Annotated in this window: 4 protein-coding genes and 1 pseudogene; 4 read left to right on the top strand and 1 reads right to left on the bottom strand. The window is 48.1% G+C overall.

Translation table 11 applies throughout. The features are described from left to right. Window positions 1-168 precede the first annotated feature (168 nt). The 4 genes from QUB56_RS35955 to QUB56_RS35940 all read left to right on the top strand — a co-directional run bounded on the left by QUB56_RS35955 (window position 169) and on the right by QUB56_RS35940 (window position 5057). Window positions 169-2631: a condensation domain-containing protein gene (locus QUB56_RS35955; protein ID WP_332961142.1), complete on the top strand. Its 2463-nt coding sequence runs from the start codon at window positions 169-171 to the stop codon at window positions 2629-2631. Next, entirely contained in the window at window positions 2597-4003 is a 1407-nt protein-coding gene (locus QUB56_RS35950; protein ID WP_332961141.1) for an MFS transporter, read from the top strand. The genes QUB56_RS35955 and QUB56_RS35950 overlap by 35 nt, the downstream gene beginning before the upstream one ends. A gap of 539 nt (window positions 4004-4542) precedes the next feature. After that, window positions 4543-4809 carry a hypothetical protein gene (locus QUB56_RS35945; protein WP_332961140.1) on the top strand — a complete coding sequence of 89 codons (267 nt, stop codon included), beginning with the start codon at window positions 4543-4545 and terminating at the stop codon, window positions 4807-4809. Beyond that, window positions 4809-5057 (top strand): winged helix-turn-helix domain-containing protein, encoded by a 249-nt coding sequence (locus QUB56_RS35940; RefSeq protein WP_332961139.1) that lies wholly within the window; start codon window positions 4809-4811, stop codon window positions 5055-5057. Before QUB56_RS35945 ends, QUB56_RS35940 begins: the two co-directional genes overlap by 1 nt. Here QUB56_RS35940 and QUB56_RS35935 read toward each other — a convergent pair. Next, window positions 5035-6099 (bottom strand): annotated as a pseudogene (locus QUB56_RS35935) (ISKra4 family transposase). The gene QUB56_RS35940 and the pseudogene QUB56_RS35935 sit on opposite strands and share 23 nt — an antisense overlap. Window positions 6100-6285: the final 186 nt, after the last annotated feature.

Below are 6285 nucleotides of genomic sequence, written 5' to 3'. Positions count from 1 at the left end.
GAGGGTCTAGCCCAAAACTTTGTAGCGGCTCTGCGAGAGCTCATTACCTATTGCCAATCTCCTGAGGCAGGCGGTTATACGCCTTCTGATTTTCCCGAAATTAACGTCAACCAAGAAAAACTTGACGAAGTCCTGGCAGAAATAGACCTAGGTAGCATGGAGGATTAAATGAGTAAGAAAAATGTTGAAGCTATTTATCCCCTTTCTCTTTCGCAACAGGGGATGCTCTTTGAAACGTTATCCGCTCCAGGGTCAGGAATACACATCGAGCAGTTAATGGTGACCTTGCATGGAGATTTAAATCTTCGAGGCTTTGAACAAGCTTGGCAGCGCGTTGTCGAGCGGCATTCACTCTTAAGAACAGGCTTTGTCTGGAAAAATCAGGAACAACCTCTTCAGTTCGTTCTTCAACGGGTAGAAGTCACCTTGGAGAAGCAAGATTGGCGAGGGTTGTCTTCCTCCAAACAGCAAGAACAATTAGAAGCTGTTCTCAGTGCAGATCGCTGTCAGGGTTTCAACCTTACCAAACCCCCACTAATGCGGTTAGGGCTTTTCCAGATAGCCGAGAACACATATCACTTTCTCTGGACCCAACATCATATTCTGATGGATGGCTGGTGCCTGCCTCTGATCCTGAAGGAAGTACTTGCATTCTATAAGGCGTTTTGCACAAATCGAGATTTGTCACTGCAACCAAGCCGTCCCTTTAAGGACTATATAGTTTGGCTCAAACAGCAGAATTTGTCACAAGCGGAGGCATTTTGGCGTAATAAGCTTCAAGGTTTTGCCAAACCAACCCCACTAGGAATAGAAGCAGAATCCAGTAGTTTTTCTGACCAAAAAGAGCGCTATGGGGAACAGAAAGCTGTCTTGAGTGCATCAGCTACAGCAGCGCTACAGTCTTTGCTAAAGCAACATCACCTGACCCTGAACAATCTAGTGCAAGGAGTCTGGGCATTGCTTTTGAACCGATATAGCGGTGAGGAAGATGTGGTCTTTGGAACCACCGTTTCCGGTCGTCCGCCGGACTTAGCAGGAGTCGAATCTATGATAGGACTCTTCATTAATACCTTGCCTCTACGGATAAAGGTTTCTCCAGATGCATTCCTCTGGACTTGGCTTAAAAATATCCAGAGCCAACAAATAGAGCAACAAGCCTATGAATACTGCTCCGCAGGGCAAGTCCATCAATGGAGTGAAGTGCCAAGTTCATTACCGTTGTACGAGAGCATTTTGGTTTTTGAGAACTATCCGGCTGATTCATCAATAGGACAGTCCTCAGACCTAGCTATTGACGTACATAATGTTTTTTCTAAAGGGGCACAAACCAAATATGCTTTAACCCTTCTGGTAATCCCAAGTTCAACGCTGGAATTTAAGATTATTTACGATAGCTACCGTTTGGACAGCCTCGACATTACCCTAATTCTGGATCATTTCTTGGCTTTATTGAATAGCATTGTTGCGGTTCCCGATCAACAGATTACAACACTTCTAGGCAAAATTCATTCAGATCATATTCCCAAAGTCAAATCTCTTCAAAAAGGTAATCAACGAGAACTGGAAGAGACCTTTTTGGCACCACGGGATGCCTTGGAACTACAGCTAACACAAATCTGGCAAGATGTCCTTAATGTCGATTGTGTGGGAGTACGGGACAATTTCTTTGACCTCGGTGGTCATTCGCTTGTGGCCATAACCCTGATGGAGCGAATTCAGCAGAAGTTCGGAAAAAATCTCCCCTTAGCAACACTCTTCCAAGGTGCGACTATTGAACATCTAGCGAGTATTCTCCGCCAGCAAACAGATTCCCCGTCCTGGTCTACTTTAGTAGCGATTCAGCCAAACGGTCCTAAGCGACCCTTGTTCTGCGTCCATGCAGGTGCTAGCACTGTCCTGTCGTACATCGATTTAGCAAGTTATCTAGGTTCAGAACAACCCTTTTATGGGCTGGAATCACTGGGACTCGATGAGGAACAGAAGTCTTATGCTCGGGTAGAAGACATGGCGGCTCATTACATCGCAGCGATCCAGTCTGTTCAGCCACACGGTCCTTACTGTCTTGCAGGCTGGTGTTTTGGTGGTCTCGTAGCCTTCGAGATGGCCCAGCAGCTCCAAGCGCGAGGTGAGCAGGTATCCTTCTTGGGGTTGCTAGATGCCTCTACTGGTCTAAATGTGGCTGATGAAGAGTACCAGGAACTCGACGACATAGCTTTCTTGGTAAAGATACTTGGCGAACAAATTTCCCTTTCACTAGAGTACATCCGGCAACTTGAACCAGACGAGCAGCTACTCTATGTGATAGAGCAAGCAAGGCAGCTCGACCTGATCCCTCCAGATTTGGAGCTGGCTCAGGCACGACGTCTAGTGCAGATTTTAAAAAGCCACATCTACGCCGGAAAAGCCTATATACCCCAACCTTATCCGGGCAGGGTCACCCTCTTCCGAGCCAGCGAGGTAGCAGTCGCAGACTGCGAGGACTTAACACTTGGCTGGGGAGAGTTAGCCACTCAAGGAGTAGATGTGCACTGGGTTCCTGGCAATCACGAGACAATGGTTCGCAAACCTCATGTCCAGGTTCTTGCGGAACATCTGCGTGCTTGCCTCGATCGGCCGCAAGCGAATGATTGAGGAAAAGGAGATGGTTCAACACACTAGACCGGCAATGTCAGTCTTCCTCCTCATCTGGTTGGGACAAATGGTCTCCCTGATAGGCTCGGGTCTCACTGGCTTCGCCTTGGGTATCTGGGTGTATCAGCGCACCGGATCTGTCACCCAGTTTGCCCTCATTGCTTTGTCCACGACCTTGCCAGCGATCGTGATTTCCCCAATCGCAGGCGCTCTGGTAGACCGATGGAACCTGCGCTGGACTATGCTGCTAAGTGACTGCGGGGCAGGTTTGAGCATCCTGTTTCTCGTGTTGATGCTCTTGGCTGGTCGGCTTGAAGTCTGGCACATCTGCTTAGCCATGTCCGCCAGCTCCACCTGTAATGCCTTCCAGTGGCCAGCCTATTCATCTGTGACTACGCTATTAGTGCCCAAGGAGCATCTGGGCCGCGCCAGCGGCCTGATTCAGTTGGGGCAATCTGTTGGCCAACTCATCTCACCAGTGCTGGCAGGTGTTCTGATCGTGACGATTCAGATTCAGGGGATTATACTGCTTGACTTTGCCACCTTCCTCTTCGCTTTAGTCACGCTGTTGAGCGCCCGGTTTCCTGAAGCAAAGACTGTAGCTGGCAGCGAAGTGGGGAAAGGGTCGCTGCTACACGAGGCTAGCTACGGCTGGATCTATATCAGGGCAAGACCGGGGCTAGTGGGGCTACTGATATTCTTGGCAATCAACAACTTCCTTATGGGAGTTATTGAGGTGCTAGCCACGCCGCTGGTATTGTCCTTCGCCTCACCTGCCATCCTCGGCACTGTGCTGTCGATCGGAGGTAGCGGTATGCTGGTCGGTAGCGTGGTGATGAGTACCTGGGGAGGACCATTGCGCCTGATCAAAAGCGTGTTTGGCTTCATGCTGTTAAGCGGACTATGCGTTATAGTAGCCGGACTACGACCCTCAGCCCAGCTCTTCGCCCTCGCCACCTTTTTCTTCTGCTTGGGTCTACCAATCATTAATGGGTCTATCCAAGTCATCTTCCAAAGAAAAGTCGCACTCGATGTGCAAGGAAGAGTTTTCGCCTTAATGAGAATGATCGCAGGGTCATCCCTACCGCTCGCTTATGTCGTCGCCGGACCCCTAGCTGACCGGGTCTTCGAGCCCCTAATGACCACTGGTGGACTCCTAGCTGGAAGTATGGGACAGCTCATCGGCGTTGGACCGGGGCGCGGCATTGGTCTGATGTTCATGACATTGGGAGTGCTGACCATGCTGATAACGGTTGTCGCCTACCAGTACCCGCGCCTGCGTCTGCTAGAAGAGGAACTACCGGATGCGATCGCCGACCCAGCTGCTGCTTTAGCTGAAAACCAAGGGCAAGACGCTGCTAAAGCTAATTAGACCAAAACTCAAGTCAAGGAGTACACAAAATGAATCCTACAGGACTTATACCAATTTCCTAAAATACTACTACAGTTATCCCTCTTTTGTCACTTCGGGGAGAGCTTAAGATTAAGCAGCAACCAAATCCGTAACTACTCGATCGTTCAAAAGTCAATCAATCAAGAGAAAAAGAGTCGCTCGAACCCACATTCCGCACCCCCAACTGGTACATACGCGGATTGAGTGCACAAAAGTGAATCATCCCAGATAATAGTGAGTAGAAACACCCAAAAATCTGTGCAATAATCGCATCACCCAGTTAGGAATCCATAAAAATTAACGTGAGGGCATGAATTAAATCTTCTTCACCCATAAAACGTCAAAAATCCGACCATTGACAACTATTAATTCCCAGCATATATCGCCCGCCTGAGAGGGTGACAACCGAGGGAAAACCCAGACGGGGCAATTGTTTGAGATAATGGAGCAGGTGTAATATCATGTCCGGTCGATTGACCGTGATACGATCTTAAGAGACATCACCCCTGTGAATTCAGATGCCAAGACGAATCACGATCGCGCCCCATCTGAGCCTTGAAGAGCTACAACCTCGTTTCCGTCAAGCCAAAACACCGACGGTGGCTCATCATTACCAAATAATTTGGCTACTAGCTTGCGGGAAAAGCACCGCATTCGTAATGGCGGTGACAGGTTATAGTCGAGGTTGGATTTATGAATTAGTCTGGGGATACAACTATTTAGGACCCGAATCGCAAGGGAGATCGGCGCTGCCAAAATACCGATCGCGACCCTCTACTAAATAATGGCAGAACTTGCTTTATTGTGGCAAGTCCTACAACAACCCCCTCCGGATGGCGGGCTATGGAATGGTCCCAAAGTAGCCGATTGGATGAGCGAACTCAAAGGTTACAAAGTCTGCCGTCAACGGGGGTGGGAATATCTCAAATCAATGAAGTTCCGATTGAGAGTACCTCGCCCAGAGCATCAGGAATCAGACTGGGAGCATCCCGGTTTTGCGCTTTTGAGTATCAAACCGATATTGATCCGTTAAGGTAGGCGCACCGAAGCTTAAGCATTTGATTGACATTTTTCATCACCCACTGCGCTCCTGAAATTTTCAACCTTCTATCAATTTGTTTTACTGCCGACTCTACAGCTCCCGAACCTCGGCGAGCAAACCTTTTGTGTTGACAATTGCTCGTAGTTAACAATCCGCCGACGATGCTTCTCCAAATAAGCACAAAAGTTCTGGGCTTGTTTTTGACGGCAAGACTTAAATAAATTGATGGTTTCCTCGACTCGTCCTTGCCACAGAAACTCCTTACCCTGCGCCAGACGCTTCAACGAGCCACCGACCTTACATAGATTTTCAACTAAGTGATACCAATCTAAAATTTCCCGCCCGGCCCCGTCAGGATTCAACTGGACAATGATATTCCAAATGCCATCATGGCCATCTCCCAAACAGGTTAGTACCTCTGATAAAGGCTGACTGTTCACATAATTAATTAACCCTTGATTCTCAAGAAAAAATGCCCCGTAATAACTGTCGTGCAGTCGCACAGCCTTATAGTCAAGCCAGTGACTGCCCTCTCCCTCTTCTTTTCTGAGACGGACTTTCCCCCCATCCACACTGGTTTCCCTTACCTCCGAAGTAGCTATTCTGGGCGCCCATTCTTGCTTTTCCACTAATCGGTGTAAACAAGTGTGACCTATATGCACTCCCGTCTGGGCTTCTATTTCACTCTCGGCTTTCTCATCAGAGAGATTAGCCACCTGACGGAGGCAGCATTTTTCAAATAATGGAGCTAAACGAGTAGATTTTTTCACTCCCTATTTTTCGGCTTGTTTTTCAGTAATTATTAGTTTACCAATGCAACTTTTTACTGTGCGAGACCGTCCTGATTCTGTTCCTGTTGCCTGTTTGATAAAAAAAAACCAACCTCCGGCCCGACTAATTCTAGCCATTGCTCTCGAATATGCTTTTCGATTGTTTCCAGACTTGATAATTCTGAGACCGGAGTATTTGTGTACATAATCTCGGCAATCTCAGCAGCACAAGCTTTTAAACGCTCCTTCTGTTCAGGGGTCATAGCCACTCCTCCTACAAATGCAGTTCACGCTTTTGTTGACGCTCTACCTATTATCCTCTCTGGATAGCACTTTTACAAAACCGGGATGCTCCCAATCAGACTTCCTTGATTCAGGGGGCGACAATGAAGCTAAAGTGCTTGCCCTATAAGCTTTATGGCTCTCAAGCCCTTCTGATAAAATGACTT

Source organism: Microcoleus sp. AR_TQ3_B6 (assembly GCF_036702785.1).
In the GTDB taxonomy this organism is placed as follows: domain Bacteria; phylum Cyanobacteriota; class Cyanobacteriia; order Cyanobacteriales; family Microcoleaceae; genus Microcoleus.
Note: the sequence above shows the minus strand (reverse complement) of the source record. Positions and strands in the feature narration are given on the sequence as shown.